General features: G+C 71.2%; 12 protein-coding genes. 6 read left to right on the top strand and 6 right to left on the bottom strand.

The window, feature by feature from the left end; genetic code table 11:
- Positions 1 to 108: 108 nt before the first annotated feature.
- Positions 109 to 1,878: an aspartate--tRNA ligase gene (aspS, locus tag ACFYZR_RS08510; RefSeq protein WP_391906897.1), complete on the bottom strand. Its 1,770-nt coding sequence runs from the start codon at positions 1,876 to 1,878 to the stop codon at positions 109 to 111.
- 129 nt (positions 1,879 to 2,007) lie between these two features.
- On the opposite strand from aspS, the gene ACFYZR_RS08505 reads away from it, so the two are divergent.
- Positions 2,008 to 4,158: a SpoIIE family protein phosphatase gene (locus tag ACFYZR_RS08505; protein WP_391906894.1), complete on the top strand. Its 2,151-nt coding sequence runs from the start codon at positions 2,008 to 2,010 to the stop codon at positions 4,156 to 4,158.
- Between the two features lie 18 nt (positions 4,159 to 4,176).
- On the opposite strand, the gene ACFYZR_RS08500 is transcribed toward ACFYZR_RS08505, so the two are convergent.
- On the bottom strand, positions 4,177 to 5,208 hold the full coding sequence (locus ACFYZR_RS08500; RefSeq protein WP_391906891.1) for a DUF2278 family protein: 1,032 nt from the start codon (positions 5,206 to 5,208) through the stop codon (positions 4,177 to 4,179).
- A gap of 116 nt (positions 5,209 to 5,324) precedes the next feature.
- The gene (locus ACFYZR_RS08495; protein WP_391906888.1) at positions 5,325 to 6,275 is read right to left on the bottom strand and encodes a pirin family protein; all 951 of its coding nucleotides are present in this window, start codon (positions 6,273 to 6,275) and stop codon (positions 5,325 to 5,327) included.
- 93 nt (positions 6,276 to 6,368) lie between these two features.
- On the opposite strand from ACFYZR_RS08495, the gene ACFYZR_RS08490 reads away from it, so the two are divergent.
- Entirely contained in the window at positions 6,369 to 7,292 is a 924-nt protein-coding gene (locus ACFYZR_RS08490; RefSeq protein ID WP_391906885.1) for a trypsin-like serine peptidase, read from the top strand.
- A gap of 137 nt (positions 7,293 to 7,429) precedes the next feature.
- Here ACFYZR_RS08490 and ACFYZR_RS08485 read toward each other — a convergent pair whose 3' ends face one another.
- A complete protein-coding gene (locus ACFYZR_RS08485; protein WP_126914970.1) occupies positions 7,430 to 7,882 on the bottom strand; it encodes an SseB family protein in 453 nt (150 codons plus the stop codon).
- Between the two features lie 140 nt (positions 7,883 to 8,022).
- On the opposite strand from ACFYZR_RS08485, the gene ACFYZR_RS08480 reads away from it, so the two are divergent.
- From ACFYZR_RS08480 to ACFYZR_RS08470, 3 genes are all read left to right on the top strand, one after another.
- Positions 8,023 to 9,852 (top strand): acyl-CoA dehydrogenase, encoded by a 1,830-nt coding sequence (locus tag ACFYZR_RS08480; RefSeq protein WP_391906882.1) that lies wholly within the window; start codon positions 8,023 to 8,025, stop codon positions 9,850 to 9,852.
- 286 nt (positions 9,853 to 10,138) lie between these two features.
- Positions 10,139 to 11,431: a M18 family aminopeptidase gene (locus tag ACFYZR_RS08475; protein ID WP_391906881.1), complete on the top strand. Its 1,293-nt coding sequence runs from the start codon at positions 10,139 to 10,141 to the stop codon at positions 11,429 to 11,431.
- A gap of 106 nt (positions 11,432 to 11,537) precedes the next feature.
- A complete protein-coding gene (locus tag ACFYZR_RS08470; protein ID WP_391906877.1) occupies positions 11,538 to 12,164 on the top strand; it encodes a DUF4232 domain-containing protein in 627 nt (208 codons plus the stop codon).
- Positions 12,165 to 12,356: 192 nt separating this feature from the next.
- On the opposite strand, the gene ACFYZR_RS08465 is transcribed toward ACFYZR_RS08470, so the two are convergent.
- Positions 12,357 to 14,168, bottom strand: a complete 1,812-nt coding sequence (locus tag ACFYZR_RS08465) for an NHL domain-containing thioredoxin family protein (RefSeq protein WP_391906875.1) — start codon at positions 14,166 to 14,168, stop codon at positions 12,357 to 12,359.
- A 118-nt stretch (positions 14,169 to 14,286) separates the two neighbouring features.
- Positions 14,287 to 15,078 (bottom strand): carbon-nitrogen family hydrolase, encoded by a 792-nt coding sequence (locus tag ACFYZR_RS08460; protein ID WP_391906873.1) that lies wholly within the window; start codon positions 15,076 to 15,078, stop codon positions 14,287 to 14,289.
- Between the two features lie 195 nt (positions 15,079 to 15,273).
- Here ACFYZR_RS08460 and ACFYZR_RS08455 point away from each other — a divergent pair, with 195 nt between their 5' ends.
- Positions 15,274 to 16,104 (top strand): maleylpyruvate isomerase family mycothiol-dependent enzyme, encoded by an 831-nt coding sequence (locus tag ACFYZR_RS08455; protein ID WP_391906870.1) that lies wholly within the window; start codon positions 15,274 to 15,276, stop codon positions 16,102 to 16,104.
- Positions 16,105 to 16,132: the final 28 nt, after the last annotated feature.

The following is a 16,132-nucleotide window of genomic DNA, read 5'->3' as shown; positions in this document are numbered from 1 at the left end:
AGCCCCAAACGCCCCGCCCGGCTGACCCCGTGCTCACCTCAGTCTCACCCGCCGCGGGGGGGGCGCGGGGGCCCCCCCCCCCGGCGGCGTTCGCATGCGCGGAAAGGGTTACTTCACCTGGGTCTGCGGCTTGCGGATCGACAGGTGGAGCTCCTTCAGGCGGGACTCCTCGACCTCGCTCGGGGCGCCCATCAGGAGGTCCTGGGCGTTGCCGTTGAGCGGGAAGGCGATGGTCTCGCGGATGTTCGGCTCGTCGGCCAGCAGCATCACGATGCGGTCGATGCCCGGGGCGATGCCACCGTGCGGCGGGGCGCCGAACTTGAAGGCGCGCAGCATGCCGCCGAACTCCTTCTCGACCTCGTCCTTGCTGTAACCGGCGATCTCGAACGCCTTGTACATGACGTCGGGCTCGTGGTTGCGGATGGCGCCGGAGGACAGCTCGGTGCCGTTGCAGACGATGTCGTACTGCCAGGCCAGGATGTCCAGCGGGTCCATGGTCTCCAGGGCCTCGAGGCCGCCCTGGGGCATGGAGAACGGGTTGTGGGAGAACTCGATCTTGCCGGTCTCCTCGTCCTTCTCGAACATCGGGAAGTCGACGATCCAGCAGAACCGGAAGACGTTCTCCTCGAACTGGCCGGCGCGCTTGGCGGCCTCGACGCGCACGGCGCCCATGATCTTGGAGACCTCGTCGAACTCGCCGGCGCCGAAGAAGACGGCGTGGCCCGGGGTGAGGCCGAGGCGCTCGACGAGGGCCTTGACGTTCTCCGCCGTGAGGAACTTGGCGATCGGGCCGGTGAGGACGTCGCCCTCGCCGACGCGGACCCAGGCCAGGCCCTTGGCGCCCTGCTCGACCGCGTAGTCGCCGAGGCCGTCGAAGAACTTGCGCGGCTGGTCACCGGTGTCCGGCACGGCCAGGGCGCGGACGTGCTTGCCCGCGAAGGCCTTGAACTCCGAGCCCTCGAAGACGTCGGTGACGTCGACGAGCTCCAGCTTGGCGCGCAGGTCCGGCTTGTCGGAGCCGTACTTCAGCATCGCCGTGCGGAACGGGATGCGCGGGAAGGGGGAGGTGACGTGGCGGCCGTTGCCGAACTCCTCGAAGAGGTCGGTCATGACCTTCTCGATCACCTGGAAGACGTCCTCCTGCTCGACGAAGGACATCTCCATGTCGAGCTGGTAGAACTCGCCCGGCGAGCGGTCGGCGCGGGCGTCCTCGTCGCGGAAGCAGGGCGCGATCTGGAAGTAGCGGTCGAAGCCCGCGATCATCAGCAGCTGCTTGAACTGCTGGGGGGCCTGCGGCAGCGCGTAGAACTTGCCGGCGTGCAGCCGGGACGGCACCAGGAAGTCGCGCGCGCCCTCGGGGGAGGTGGCGGACAGGATCGGGGTGGCCATCTCGTTGAAGCCGAGGTTCGTCATCTTCTCGCGGATGGAGGAGATGACGGCGGAGCGCAGCATGATGTTGCTGTGCATGCGCTCACGGCGCAGGTCGAGGAAGCGGTACTCCAGACGGCGCTCCTCGTTCACCCCGTCCTCGGTGTTGATGGTGAAGGGGATCTGCTCCGCGGCGCCGAGCACCTCGACCGCGGTGACCTCGATCTCGACCTCGCCGGTGGGCAGCTCGGGGTTGACGTTGTCCGCGCCGCGGCTGGCGACCTTGCCGTCCACGCGGACGACGGTCTCCTTGGTGAGGTGGCTCAGGGCCTCGTTCGCCGGGGTGCCGGGGCGGGCCACCAGCTGGGTGATGCCGTGGTGGTCGCGGAGATCGATGAAGAGGATGCCGCCCAGGTCACGCCGATTGTGCAGCCAGCCACTCAGACGGACGTCGGTGTCGACGTCAGCCGCACGGAGCTCGCCGCAGTTGTGGGACCGGTACCGATGCATCGTTCATCCAAGTCGTGGTCGAGGGCGTTGGTCTAAGGTGCGCCGCACAGTGCATACAGCACCAAGCAAGGGTACTGCCCCACCCGGCATCGGTGGTCTCCCCTGTGCATACCTGCATAAGGTGGGGCAATGCGCACCGAGGACGTCCTGGCCACCGTGGCGACCGGTCTGTGGTGCTGGGACAACGCCGCCGGAGCCGTCACCCTCGACGCCGAGGCCAGGCGACTGCTGGCGCTGCCCGAGCGCGCCCCGCTGACCGAGAGTGTCATCCGCGCCCGTTTCCACGCGGTCGACTGGCTGGAGTTCCGCAGCCTCCTCGCCCTCTCCGCGGCCGAGGGCACCCTCGGCGAGCTGCGGATGCGCGTGGTGGACGACCGGGGCGAGACGCTCCGGACCGTACGGCTGCGCGCCAAGCCGGTCCGGGGCGGCAGCGACTATCTCATGGTCGGCACCGTCGAGGAGATCGCCGAGGCCATGGAGGGCACCTCGACCGCCCGGATGCCCATCGTCGCCGACTGGCACCGCAACCGCGAGGCGTTCCTGCTGGACGCCGGCCGGGCACTGGCCGAGGCCCACTCGACGTCCGAGGTGCTGCGGGTGGCGGCCGGGCTGTCGATGCCGGGGTTCGAGCCGTCGGGGCTGGCGGTCTTCGTCGGCGAGGCCGGCCGGGTGCGGGTGATCGGCCACCACGGCTACGCGCCGGGCGAGGCGGACCCGTTCCTCGACCAGCCGCTGGACTCGGCCTACCCCGCCGCCGAGGTCATCCGCACCGGCCGCGCCGTCTATCTGCCCGCGCCCGACGACTACCGGCGGCGCTTCCCCGAGGCCTATCGCAAGGTGGCCCACTTCGGCCGCACCTCCTGGGCCTTCCTCCCGCTGATCAACGCGGGCCGCACCATCGGCGCCTGGATGGCCGGCTTCAGCGTCCCCGTCGCCTTCACCCCGGACGAGCGCTCGGTGCTCACCACCGTCGCCCGGATGCTCGCCCAGGCGCTCGGCCGGGCCAGTGTCACGGAGTCCGAGCGCGAGCTCAGCGTGGGCCTCCAGCGCTCGATGCTCCCCACCGTCCAGCCCGACATCCCGGGCATGGCGGTGGCCGCCCGCTATGTGCCCACCGGCGGCGGGCTGGAGGTCGGCGGCGACTGGTACGACATGATCCCGCTGCCCAACGGCAAGATCGCCCTGGTCATCGGCGACGTCCAGGGCCATGACGTCAAGGCCGCCGGGCTCATGGGCCAGCTGCGGATCGCGCTGCGCGCGTACGCCTCCGAGGGCCACCACCCCGACGCGGTGCTCTCCCGCGCCTCCCGCTTCCTGGCCGGCATCAACGGCTCCGGCGACACGGGCGACGAGCAGCGCTTCGCCACCTGTCTCTACATCGAGGTGTGCCCCTCCAGCGGACTGCTGGTGATCGCGCGGGCCGGCCACCCCGACCCGGCGATCCGGCTCAGCGACGGCACCCTGCTGGTACGGCCCACGGCCGGCGGGCTGCCGCTGGGGATCATCCCCGACACGGACTACCCCACCACCCGGATCGTCCTGGAGCCCGGCGAGACCATGCTCGTCTTCACCGACGGGCTCATCGAGACCGGCGGCCACGACCTGGAGTCCGGCATGGCCCGGCTGCGGCAGACCGTCGAGGGCCACGCCCTGGACGGGGCCGGCGATCAGGGCCCGGACGGCGATCTGGAGAAGCTCGCCGACGCGCTCGTCCAGGCCGTCCACGGGCCGCCCTCGCACTACACGACCGGGCCGCTCATCGACCGCCGCGAGGACGACATCGCCCTGCTGCTGCTCCGCCGCACGGTCCCGGCCGCCGCGCCGGAGGGCGCCGCGCCGGGGGCGCTGCCGCATCCGCCGCGCCGCACGGTGATGACCATCGCCCAGGCCGAGCCCGAGCGGATCGCGCAGGCCCGGCAGCAGATCCGTGAGCTCATGCACGACTGGCCGGACGAGGACCAGACGGACTCGGCGGTGCTGATGGTCTCCGAGATGGTGACGAACGTCCTGGTCCACACGGACGGCGACGCGCTGCTGATCGCCGAGATATCGGGCGAGCGCGGCACCCGCTGCGTCCGGGTCGACGTCGCGGACTCGAGCGACGAGCTGCCGCACCGCCGGCATCCCGGGGAGATGGCCTCCTCGGGACGCGGCCTGGTGCTGATGGAACTGCTGGCGGGGGCCTGGGGCGTCGACCCCCGAGGCGAGGGCAAGAACATCTGGTTCGAGCTGTACGAGGCCGCCTCCGGGGTGGAGGCGCAGTTCGAGGGCGTGACGTAGGGACCGTCCGGCGCGCTGTCAGAACGTCGTCGCCCACCCCGCGCCCCGGACCTGGTCGCGGGTGTAGGCGACGCCGTGCGCCTTGAGCCCCGCCGGATCGATCAGGGTGACCGCTCCCCCCTCCGGGCCGAGCCGGAATCCGTCGCCTCCCGCGACGGTGATGGTCGACCCGGAGGCGAGGGAGCCCTGGGGAAGCGGGCGGAGGTGTCCGCGGCCGTCGGCGAGCCGCCAGCCGCCCATGTCGAGGGGGTCGGGGGAGGCGTTGAGCAGCGTGACGGACTCGGTGCCCTGCCCCGGGCGCGCCGGGCCGACGCGGGCGGCCACGATGCGCAAGGGGGCCTCGCGTTCCCCGGCCGGGAGCGGTGCGCCCGGTACGTGGAGGGTGTGCCCGGTGGTGTCGTCGGTGTGCCACGCCTGTGACTGGAAGGCCAGGAAGACTCCCACCCAGCGGTCCTCGGCGGTCACGTGGAACAGCAGCCCGCCGTCCTGCCACACGCCGTCGTCCGGGACGAACGGGTCGACGTTGCCCTGGTTCATATGGATGTCGTGGACGCCGATGACGGCGGGGCCGCTCCGCGCGGACCGGAACCGGAAGATCCTGGCGAGGAGGGAGCGATGGGGCCCGAAGCCCTGGCCGAAGGCGTAGACGGCCACCGTGGGGTCGGCGATGGCGCGCTCGGCGTAGTGGTCCAGGAAGTCGGAGAGGTCGTTGTCCACGCCGGGGCGGTCCGGCGGCAGCGGACGCATCCGGGTGTGATCGAAGAGATTGCCGCGGATGAAGTCGAGGGCGCCCGAGCCCGCCTGCGAGGCGAGCGGGGTCCAGCCGCTGCCCGCCGGTGGCAGGAGCTGTGTCACCGGGTGACGGAAGTCGTCGTCCGCCAGGAACAGCAGCTCGGACGGGGCCACTTTGGACAGGACGTTCACGGGCACCTGGTAGGAGGCGCCGGCGTTGTCCTTGAGGAAGAGCTGGTAGTGAGGCGTCTGGGTGCCGCCCTCCCGACGTCGGTCGGTGGCACGGGCCGCCAGTACGCCATAGGGCCTGATCGGCATGACCGGGCCTCCATTCTGGAGGATTCCGCTGGTAACACCCGCCCTTTCCCACCCTGCGCCCGCCGGAACCCCGGCACCACTCGATCAGCGCCGGGGCCCCTGGGCGCGGGGCGTGCTCAGACCGTCGGGACGGTCCCCAGCCGGCCGGCCCGGAAGTCCTCGAAGGCCTGGGCCAGCTCGGCGTCGGTGTTCATCACGAACGGGCCGTAGTGCCGCATCGGCTCACGGATCGGCTGCCCGCCCAGCAGGACCACCTCGAAGTTCGGGCTGCGCGACTCCTGGTTCGCGTCCGCCCGGAGGGTGAGCGCGTCCCCGTCGCCGAAGACCACGGTCCGGCCCGTGCGGAACGGCCGTCCCTCCACGCCCGCGGTGCCACGGCCGGACAGGCCGTAGGCGAGGGCGTTGAAGTCCGAGCGCCAGGGGAGCGTGAGCTCCGCGCCGGGGCTGAGGGAGATGTGGGTCATCGTGATGGGCGTGTGGGTGACCCCCGGCCCCCGGTGACCGTCGATCTCGCCCGCGATCACGCGGATCAGCGCCCCGCCGTCGGCGGAGGTGAGGAGCGTGACCTTGCCGCCGCCGATGTCCTGGTAGCGGGGCGGCATCATCTTGTCCTTCTTCGGCAGGTTCACCCACAGCTGGAGGCCGTGGAAGAGCCCGCCGCTGACGACCAGCGACTCCGGCGGCGCCTCGATGTGGAGCAGGCCCGACCCGGCGGTCATCCACTGGGTGTCGCCGTCGCTGATCGTTCCGCCGCCTCCGTGGGAGTCACGGTGCACGAACGTTCCGTCGATCAGGTAGGTGACGGTCTCGAAGCCGCGGTGAGGGTGCCACGGGGTGCCCTTCGGCTCACCCGGCGCGTACTCCACCTCGCCCATCTGGTCCATCATGATGAACGGGTCCAGGTAGCGGTAGTCGATCCCCGCGAAGGCCCGGCGGACGGGGAAGCCCTCCCCCTCGAAGCCGCCGGGGGCGGTGCCGACGTACAGCACCGGGCGCCGCGCCACGTCCGCGGCGGGCGTGGCCACGCGGGGCAGGGTCAGCGGGTTCTCTACGGTCACGGCGGGCATTGCGGCCTCCTCGGGTGGGGTGCGGTTCCAATTTAGTTGAATGGTGAACCACTGGCAAGGAGCGTTCATTCCCGGAGGAGGGACACTTGATCAATGCGACCGACTCACGCCGCCCTCGTCGCCGCCGCAGTGCTGGCCCTCGCCGCCCTGGGGCTCTTCGTGGCGAGCCGCGGCCCGGGCTCGGACGCGCCGCTGGCCACCGGCGACGCGACCGGGCACTACAGACAGTCGAAAGCGGCGGCCGACGAGGCGGCGGAGGCGCTGAAGGGCGTACTGCGCATCCCCCGGCAGGCCGCGCCCGCCCCGCTGAACGCCCCGCCGCAGGCCGGCCCCGCCGAGGCCGCCCCGGCGTCCCCCGCACAGCCGCCGTCCGCCGCGGAGGCGGCCCCCTCCTCCGCCGTGGGGACGCTCTTCTACACCTCCGAGGGGGTCCCGGCCCACGGCTGCACCGCGAGCGTGGTGCACAGCCCGGCGGGCGACCTGGTCGTCACCGCCGCGCACTGCGTGTACATGGACGGCTTCCGCACCGACCTCGCCTTCGTCCCGGGCTACCAGGACGGCACGGCTCCCTACGGGGTGTGGGTACCGACCTCCATCGACGTCGCCCCGGAGTGGGCGGCCGACCGGGACCCGGACCACGACGTGGCGTTCCTGCGCGTCCGCCCGGCGAAGGGGGGCGCCCCCGTCGAGCGGGTGACGGGGGCGGAGCGGGTGCGCTTCGACCCGCCGCGCGAGCGGCTCACCCAGGTGCTGGGCTACCCCAACGACGACGAGCGGCCCGTGTCCTGCCGGAACACCACGCAGGGCGAGGGCGACACCCAGCTGCGCTTCGACTGCGAGGGCCTGCCGAACGGGACGAGCGGCAGCCCGTTCCTGACGGACCTGGACCCGGGGACGGGACTGGGGACGCTGGTCGGCGTCCTCGGCGGCAAGGACGAGGGCGGCGACGAGGAGACGTCGTACGCGTCGTACTTCGGGCCCGCCGTCAAGAAGCTGTACGACCGCGCGACGCGCTGAGCCCGCGCCACGCGGGAGTCCGGCGCGGTACCGCGCCCCGAAGGGGCGCGGGACAGCATCGATAGCGGCTACCGCCGCGTGGGCGCGACCGGCCGCTGACGGCCCGCAGTCGGATGACCGCGCTTCCAGCGGAGCGCTCAGCCGTACATCCGCCGCATCGCGAAGTCGACCATCTGCTCCACCGACTTCGCGTCGAAGACCATGCGGTGGTCGCCCTCCATGTCGAGGACGAACCCGTAGCCGGTCGGCAGCAGGTCCAGGACCTCGGCGCCGGTGATGACGAAGTACTTGGACTCCTTGCCCGCGTACCGCCGCAGCTCCTTCAGCGAGGTGAACATCGGGATCACCGGCTGCTGGGTGTTGTGCAGCGCGAGGAATCCGGGGTTCTCGCCGCGCGGGCAGTAGACCTTGGAGTTCGAGAAGACCGTCTGGAAGTCCTCGGCGGACATCTGGCCCGTGGTGAAGGCCCGTACCGCGTCGGCGAGCGACGGGGGCGACGGCTCGGGGTACAGCGGCTGCTCGCCGTAGCCGCCGGGCTGCTGCGGGGGCGCGTAGCCCTGCTGTGCCGCGTTCTGGTCGTAGCCGTACATGGCTCCAAAGCCTAGAGGGTCGTACGGGTCACAGTTGGCCGATCAGGTCTTGCGTCTTATTACCGGTGGGTAGCATCATGCTGCTTACTGACCGGTACGCACAGAGGATCGCCCTCCCGTCACCTACGGAGCCGTCTGTCATGGGCCACTACAAGTCGAATCTTCGCGACATCGAGTTCAACCTCTTCGAGGTCCTCGGCCGCGACAAGGCGTACGGCTCCGGCCCGTTCGCGGAGATGGACGTCGAGACCGCGAAGAGCGTCCTCTCGGAGATCACCCGCCTCTCGGAGAACGAGCTGGCCGAGTCCTTCGCGGACACGGACCGCAACCCTCCGGTCTTCGACCCGGAGACCAACACGGCCCCGATCCCGGCCTCGTTCAAGAAGAGCTACAAGGCCTTCATGGACGCCGAGTGGTGGCGCCTGGGCATCCCGGAGGAGATCGGCGGCACCACCGCGCCGCGCTCCCTGATCTGGGCGTACGCGGAGGCGATCCTCGGCTCCAACCCCGCCATCTGGATGTACTCCTCGGGCCCCGCGTTCGCGGGCATCCTCTTCGACGAGGGCACCGAGCAGCAGAAGCACATCGCGAAGATCGCGGTGGAGAAGCAGTGGGGCTCCACCATGGTCCTCACCGAGCCCGACGCGGGCTCGGACGTGGGCGCCGGCCGCACCAAGGCCGTCCAGCAGGAGGACGGCTCCTGGCACATCGAGGGCGTCAAGCGCTTCATCACCTCGGGTGAGCACGACATGGCGGAGAACATCCTCCACTACGTCCTCGCCCGCCCCGAGGGCGCCGGCCCCGGCACCAAGGGCCTCTCCCTCTTCCTCGTGCCGAAGTACGAGTTCGACTTCGAGACCGGCGAGCTGGGCGAGCGCAACGGCGTCTACGCCACCAACGTCGAGCACAAGATGGGCCTCAAGGCCTCCAACACCTGCGAGATGACCTTCGGCGACAAGCACCCCGCCAAGGGCTGGCTCATCGGTGACAAGCACGACGGCATCCGCCAGATGTTCATGATCATCGAGTTCGCCCGGATGATGGTCGGCACGAAGGCCATCGCCACCCTCTCCACCGGCTACCTCAACGCGCTGGAGTACGCCAAGGAGCGCGTGCAGGGCACGGACCTCGCGAACTTCATGGACAAGTCCGCGCCCAAGGTCACCATCACCCACCACCCCGACGTGCGCCGCTCCCTGATGACCCAGAAGGCGTACGCGGAGGGCATGCGCGCCCTCGTCCTCTACACCGCGACCGTCCAGGACGAGATCGCCGTCAAGGAGGCCGCCGGCGAGGACGCCAAGGCCCTCCACGGCCTCAACGACCTGCTGCTGCCCATCGTCAAGGGCTACGGCTCGGAGAAGTCCTACGAGCTGCTGTCCCACCAGTCGCTGCAGACCTTCGGTGGCTCCGGGTACCTCCAGGAGTACCCGATCGAGCAGTACATCCGGGACGCCAAGATCGACACCCTCTACGAGGGCACCACCGCCATCCAGGGCCAGGACTTCTTCTTCCGGAAGATCGTCCGCGACCAGGGCCAGGCGCTCACCACCCTCTCCGAGGAGATCAAGAAGTTCCTCGCCGAGGCCGCCGGCGGCGAGGAGCTCGCCGAGGCCCGCGAGAAGCTCGCCACGGCCGCGGTGGACCTGGAGGGCATCGTCGGCGCCATGCTGACCGACCTCGCCGCCACGGAGAAGGACGTCAAGTCCATCTACAAGGTGGGCCTGAACACCACCCGTCTGCTGATGGCCTCCGGTGACGTCGTCGTCGCCTACCTCCTCCTCAAGGGCGCGGCCGTGGCGGCCGAGAAGCTGCCGAACGCCTCCACCAAGGACAAGTCCTTCTACGAGGGCAAGATCGCCGCGGCGAAGTTCTTCGCCCACACGGTCCTGCCGGCCCTCTCCGTCGAGCGCACGCTCGCCGAGTCCGTCGACCAGTCCCTGATGGAGCTGGACGAGGCCGCCTTCTAAGCGGGTTCCCGACCCGGAGGGGCAGGGGCGAAACGGCTGACGAGGCCGTCGCCCTTGCCCCTCCGGTTCATTACGACAGCGCTCCCCTCCCGTTTCGGCCCTGATAAATGCCGCTTCCCGATGTCTCCGGGACAGCCCGCGCCCCGCTGCGTACGGTCGAAAGCGAGCCTCGGGGCGGCCCGGTCCGTGAAGCGCCAACCAGCGTGAACCCGCAAGGCACTAGCGCTCCGGTCCGGCAGGACCGGAATCCTCGGCCCCGGCCGGGGAGGATCGTTAATCTGAGGCCATGAGCTCTGCGCACCGCTTCGACCGCGGCCACACCGACGACCTGATGACCTTCCTCGCGGCCAGTCCGTCGCCGTACCACGCGGTGGCGAACACCGCGGAGCGGCTGGAGAAGGCCGGTTTCCGTCAGGTCGCGGAAACCGATGCCTGGGACGCACAGGCCGGCGGCAGGTATGTGACGCGCGGCGGCGCCGTCATCGCCTGGTACGTGCCCGAAGGGGCCACCGCCGCCACCCCGTTCCGCGTCATCGGCGCGCACACCGACTCCCCCAATCTGCGGATCAAGCCCCTGCCCGACACGTCCTCGCACGGCTGGCGGCAGGTGGCCGTCGAGCTCTACGGCGGCACCCTGCTCAACACCTGGCTCGACCGCGACCTCGGTCTCTCCGGGCGGATCACCCTGCGGGACGGCAGCCACCGGCTCGTCAATGTCGACCGGCCGCTCATGCGCGTCCCGCAGCTCGCCATCCATCTCGACCGCGGGGTCAACCAGGACGGCCTCAAGCTCGACAAGCAGCGCCATATGACTCCCATCTGGGGCCTCGGCGAGGTGGGCCAGGGCGATCTGATCCGTTTCGTCGCCGAGGAGACCGGCGTCGCGGCCGATGAGATCGGCGGCTGGGACCTGATGCTGCACAGCGTCGAGGCGCCCGCCTACCTCGGCCGCGACCACGAGCTGGTGGCCGGCCCGCGCATGGACAACCTGCTGTCCGTGCACGCCGGCATCGCCGCCCTCGTCGCCGTGTCCTCCTCCGCGAGCCTGCCGTACATCCCCGTGCTGGCCGCCTTCGACCACGAGGAGAACGGCAGCCAGTCCGACACCGGCGCCGAGGGCCCGCTGCTCGGCAATGTCCTGGAGCGCTCGGTGTTCGCCCGCGGCGGTACGTTCGAGGACCGGGCCCGCGCCTTCGCCGGCACCGTCTGTCTGTCCTCCGACACCGGCCACGCCGTGCACCCCAACTACGCCGAGCGCCACGACCCGGGCCACCACCCGATGCCCAACGGCGGCCCGATCCTCAAGGTCAACGTCAACCAGCGCTACGCCACCGACGGCGCCGGACGGGCCGTCTTCGCCGCGGCCTGCGAGCGGGCCGGGGTGCCGTGGCAGCACTTCGTCTCCAACAACGCCGTGGCCTGCGGCACCACCATCGGCCCGATCACCGCGGCGCGGCACGGCATCAGCACCGTCGACATCGGTGTGGCGATTCTCTCGATGCACTCCGCGCGTGAGCTCTGCGGCGCCGAGGACCCCCATCTTCTCGCCGCCGCGCTGACCGCTTTCCTTGAAGGATGATCGCCAATTGATCGTTCTTGACTGATCGTTCTCGATGACGGCTACCGAGGGCTGATATACAGCCTTCACACGTCATACGTCCGTCCCACCCCCCGGGGGAAGCACCATGACCACCCGCACCCTGCGGATCGCCGTCGCCGCGCTCACCGCCACGGCCGCCCTCACGCTCACCGCCTGTGGCGGCTCGGACGGCGGGGAGGACAAGGCGGCCAAGGACGAGCAGGTCACGGCCGACGCCGCCACCGGCGGGACCGACGAGGGCGGGGAGACCACCTCGGACGACGAGAACGGCCAGGAGCAGGACAAGGGCGACGCCTGCGGCCCCGGCACCGTGAAGATCGAGGCGAAGGCGGTGAAGTCGCCCGTCAACCACGTCCTGCTGGTGGCGACCAACACCTCCAAGTCGCCCTGCACCGCCTATGGCTTCCCGTTCCTGCGCTTCGACCAGGACCAGGCCACGGCGATCGCGGTCGAGGAGAGCAAGCCGAAGGGCAAGGTCACGATCGCCCCGGGCAAGTCGGCCTACGCGGGGGTGCTGGCCTCCGCCGCGGACGGCTCGGGCGGCACCGGCCGGGACGCCAAGCAGCTGTCGGTCACCTTCCAGACCCCGGGCGGGGACCCCCTCGCGGGTGACCCGTCCTCGGCGGCCGCGCCGGGCGGATCGCTGCACGTGGACGACTCGGCGCGCACGACGTACTGGGTCGACGCGGAGGACGCCGCCCTGAAGTGGTGATCCGCGGTGTCCCCGGCTGACGGCCGGGGACAGCGGGCGCGCCGGGCCTCCGCCGGGCGGCCTGGTGAAGTCCGGTGCGGTTCGGTAGCGCCCCGAAGGGGCGCGGGACAGCATCGATAGCGGCTACCTCCGCGTGGGCGCGACCAGCCACGACGCACCCGCGGACGACGTACCGGACTTCCAGCGGAGCGCTTACGCGTCCAGCCCCGCCAGCACCAGCGGCAGCCGGTCCGCGCCGCCGGCTATCACCCGCACGGGGACGCCCCAGTCCTGCTGGTGGACATGGCACGCCGGGTATTCGTTCTCCGGGTCGTCGTCGCAGGACGCCGCCATCGCCGAGACGTGGAGGACGCCCTCCGTCACCCCGTCCGCGAGCCGCAGCTCACGGCTGAGGTCCGTGCCCTTCCCGGCGCCTTCCGTGAGGAGCTCGGGTGGGGTGGAGCTGACCAGCAGCCGCGTCGACGGCCCGTAGCGGGTGTCGAGCTTCTGCCCGGCGGGCGCCTGGAAGACCACGTCCAGCAGGAGCGTGCCCGGGGCGATCTCGGTGGCCTCGCGCTGGGTGCGGTGGGCGACGGACTCCACCCGCACCGCCTCCTCCGGCAGCCGCAGCCGCGTCAGCCGGTGCCGGGCGGACTCGACCACGACGATGTCCTCGCCGGCGAGGACCGCGTCGGAGGGCTCCCGCAGATCCGTGGCCAGCGTCGACACCTCGCCCGTCGCCGGGTCGAAGCGGCGCAGCGCGTGGTTGTACGTGTCGGAGACGGCCACCGAGCCGTCGGGCAGGGCGGTGACGCCGAGGGGGTGCTGGAGGAGGGCCTGGGCGGCGTCGCCGTCGCGGTGGCCGAAGTCGAAGAGGCCGGCGCCCACGGCGGTGCGCACCGTGCCCTCGCGGTCGATCCAGCGCAGCGCGGACGTCTCCGAGTCGGCGAGCCACAGCCGCTCGCCGTCGGCGGAGGTGGCGAGGCCGGACGGCTGGGCAAACCAGGCCTCGGCGGCGGGGCCGTCCACCAGGCCCTCGTTGGTCGTGCCGGCGGCGACCTCGACGGTGGCCGTCGCGGGGTCGTACGTCCACAGCTGGTGGACGCCCGCCATGGCGATCCAGACGCGGCCGTCGAACCAGGCGACGTCCCAGGGGGAGGAGAGGTCGACCTCGCGGGCCGGGCCGTTCGTCGGCGAGCCCTGCCACCACTGCTTGCCGGTGCCGGCGACGGTCGTCACGGCGCCGGTGGCCGGGTCGTAGGCGCGCAGCGCGTGGTTGACGGTGTCGGCGACGATCACCGTGCCGTCGGGGAGCAGGGCGAGGCCCTGGGGCTCGCTGAAGGCGGCGGTGCCGGCCGGGCCGTCGACGAGGCCGCGCTCGCCGGTGCCGATACGGCGGACGACGGTCTCGCCGTCGGCGGCGAGCTCGACGAGCTGGTGCCGGGTGGAGTCGGAGACGAGGAAGCCGCCGTCCGGCAGCAGCAGGGCCTTGCCGGGGAAGCGCAGGTCGCCCGCGACCGGCTCGGGGGCGACATAGGGGCCGTCGCCGCGGCGCAGGGTGCCCTTGGCGCCGTGGGCGGCTTCCAGCTCCTCGACCAGCTTGGCGAGGGCGTGGGCGTGGCCCTCGCCGGCGTGCTGGGCGACGACGTAGCCCTCGGGGTCGATGACGACGAGTGTGGGCCAGGCCCGGACCGCGTACTGCTTCCAGGTGGCGAGCTCGGGGTCGTCGAGGACGGGGTGGTGGACCCCGTAGCGCTCGACGGCGTCGACGACGGCCTGGTGCTCGGCCTCGTGGACGAACTTCGGCGAGTGGACGCCGATGATCACGACGGTGTCGCGGTGCTTCTCCTCGAGCTCGCGCAGCTCGTCCAGGACGTGGAGGCAGTTCACACAGCAGAACGTCCAGAAATCGAGAATGACGATGCGACCCCGCAGATCGGCGAGGGTGAGGGCGTTGCCGCCCGTGTTCAGCCAGCCGCCCTTTCCGATGAGTTCGGGGGCGCGGACGCGTGCGTGGGAAGCCATGAGTCCATCCAACAACATCGGGCCGGAAAGTCTTCCCCAGGCACCATCGGAAAGTATTACCGTCCTATGAAGCCTGTGCAGCTGAAGTCTGTGCGGCTGAAGCCTGTGCGGCGCTAATTCAGCGCGTTCCCCGCATTCCCAGGACGCGGTCCTTCAGCGCCGGGAATTCCTCACGGACCGTGTCGACCCGTGCCGGATCCAGGTCGACGGTCAGCACTTCCTCGTCCGCGCCCGCCTCCGCCAGGACCTCGCCCCAGGGGTCGACGACGATGCTGTGGCCGGCCTGCTCGACGCCCGCGTGGGTGCCCGCCGTGCCGCAGGCGAGGACGTAGGACTGGTTCTCCACGGCCCGCGCGCGGGCGAGCAGGGTCCAGTGCTCGCGGCGGCGCTCCGGCCAGCCCGCCGTGACGACGAAGAGCCGCGAGCCCGCGTCGACCAGGGCCCGGAACAGCTCGGGGAAGCGCAGGTCGTAGCAGGTCGCCAGGCCCAGCGTGGCCTGCGGATGGGGCACCGTGACGGGGTCGGTGCCCGCGCTCATCAGGATCGCCTCGCCCTTGTCGAAGCCGAAGCGGTGGATCTTCCGGTACGTGCGGACGAGCGCTCCGTCGGGCGAGAAGACGAGGGAGGTGTTGAACAGGGCCCCGTCGGGGGCCCGTTCGACCATCGAGCCCGCGTGCAGCCAGACGCCCGCGTCCCGGGCGGCGGCCGCCATGACCTCGGCCGTGGGGCCGTCGAGGGGCTCGGCCTCGGCGGCGAAGGACTCGAAGGCGAAGGCTCCGACGGGCCACAGCTCCGGGAGCACCACGAGATCGCTGTCGCTCTGCGACCGGACGAGTCCGGCGGCGCGCTCGCGGCGCGCGGCGACCGGTTCGAACGGATCGACTTCGAACTGGATCAGGGAAGCGCGCACAGTACCACCACTCTCCGCATGCGTCACACGAAACCTCTGCCGTGGCGACCGTCCGCAGCGTAACTTAACGAGTGAGAACCCCGACAGCCTTGCTCGCCCCGGACAGCCCTGCTCAGCTTCCGCAGCCCGCCGTCGCCGTCACCCGCCGTCGCCCGTCACCGCAGCCGCCGCCCAGCACCGCCGAGGGATCCGCCCGTGACAGTCCACCCCAGCCTTCAGCCCACGATCGACGCCTGGACACAATCGATCGAAGCCGTGCACGAGTTGGTCAAACCCCTGGCCGAGAGCGACTGGAACCGGGCCACCGAGTGTCCCGGCTGGTCCGTCCGGGACGTGGTCTCGCACATCATCGGCGTGGAGTGCGAAATGCTGGGCGAGCCACGGCCGATCCACACCCTGCCACGCGATCTGCGGCACGTCACCGACGAGTTCTCGCGCTACATCGAGGTCCAGGTGGATGTGCGGCGCTGTCACACGGCGCCGGAGATGACCTCCGAGCTGGATTACACGATCATCCGCCGGTCACGGCAGCTGCGCAACGAGCACCGTTCCCCGCAGGCGTCCGTCCGCTGGCCGCTGGGCGGCGGCAGCGAGCGGACCCTCGAACGGACACTGACCATGCGGGCCTTCGACGTCTGGGCCCACGAACAGGACCTGCGCCGCGCCCTGGGCGTCCCCGGGAACCTCGACTCGCCCGCCGCCGTCATCGCCCGGGACATGCTGCTGGCGGCGCTGCCCCGGGTGGTGTCCCAGGACGCGGGAGCGCGGCCCGGCACGACGGTGGCCTTCGACGTGCACGGCCCGCTGGAGTTCCTGCGCACCGTGCGGGTCGGCACGCAGGGCAGGGGGACGATCGACGCCAGCGTCTGCCTGGGGCCCACGGCGACGCTCATCCTGGACTGGGAGACGTATGTGCGCCTCGCGTGCGGGCGCGTACGGGCGCAGTCGGTGGCCGACCGGGTCAAGACCGAAGGCGATCAGGAACTGGCGTGGTCGGTCCTCCGGGAGTTCGCGGTAACGCCCTGAAGCCGTAACCCCTTGGATCCGTAAGGCC

This window comes from Streptomyces sp. NPDC001678 (assembly GCF_042892945.1).
In the GTDB taxonomy this organism is placed as follows: Bacteria; Actinomycetota; Actinomycetes; order Streptomycetales; family Streptomycetaceae; genus Streptomyces.
This window is presented reverse-complemented; position numbering and strand designations above follow the sequence as displayed.